The organism is Caballeronia grimmiae, from assembly GCF_000698555.1.
Classification (GTDB): Bacteria; Pseudomonadota; Gammaproteobacteria; order Burkholderiales; family Burkholderiaceae; genus Caballeronia; species Caballeronia grimmiae.
Genome location: NZ_JFHE01000129.1, coordinates 1 through 772, shown reverse-complemented (window position 1 = coordinate 772; position 772 = coordinate 1). Strand labels below are relative to the sequence as shown.

The 772-nt window shown below is 60.6% G+C and carries 1 protein-coding gene; it reads right to left on the bottom strand.

The features are described 5' to 3' along the window. Positions 1-350: 350 nt before the first annotated feature. Positions 351-772 (bottom strand): transposase (locus BG57_RS30930; RefSeq protein ID WP_035971143.1); only part of this gene is annotated, 422 nt, incomplete at its 5' end.

Genomic DNA, 772 nt, shown 5'->3' with positions numbered 1-772 from the left:
CCGTTTAGGTTTGTTCGACGCCTGCCCTCGACCAAAGGCGTACGAGCCAACGACCACGCGTGTGGGCAGGCGTTGAATAAACCTCGAGGAAGGAAACCGCGGAGTGGTCCGATGCGGCCAGCGTCTTCGCTATGGTGATTGATCAGTCCGTCCGGCGTGTGTTGCAGGTCGACGTCGAGCGATGCGAGCACTGGAAGAGACGTCGATGCGGGACTGGAGGCGATGGGGCGTTCGCTTGGGAGTTCGGAATCCGGCAATACAGGTGTGTATGAAGTCGAAGGCACAACCGTCCACTCTTCGGCCGCGTTGACGCAAAGCCGACGATTGAGCGGTAGACAGGAGCGAGACAGTCATTGCCGTGTTCTCTCCGGTGGAGCGCGAATTGGTACGGTGCGCGTCAGAATGTCGATGACGAGCATCGGCGCGCCGCAGTGTCGACAGATGAAGGTTGGTTGATCAACGACGGCCGCTTCGTGCGGTGATGAGCTGAGTTTGGGCGCAAGGCCGAGCAGCGTGCGAATCTTTGCCAGGTTCACGCGGCGCACCGGGTTGGCGAGCAGTCCATAGTGGCGAATTCGATGGAAGCCGGTAGGCAACACATGGAGCAGGAAGCGGCGCATGAATTCGCCGGGCTCGAGCGTCATGACCTTGTGGCGGGTACGACCGTTCTCGCGGTAGTCCTTCCAACGGAAGCTCACGCCACGCTCGTCGAAGGCGAGCAAGCGCTGGTTGGAGATGGCCACGCGATGTGTATAGCGTGACAGGTACGCGA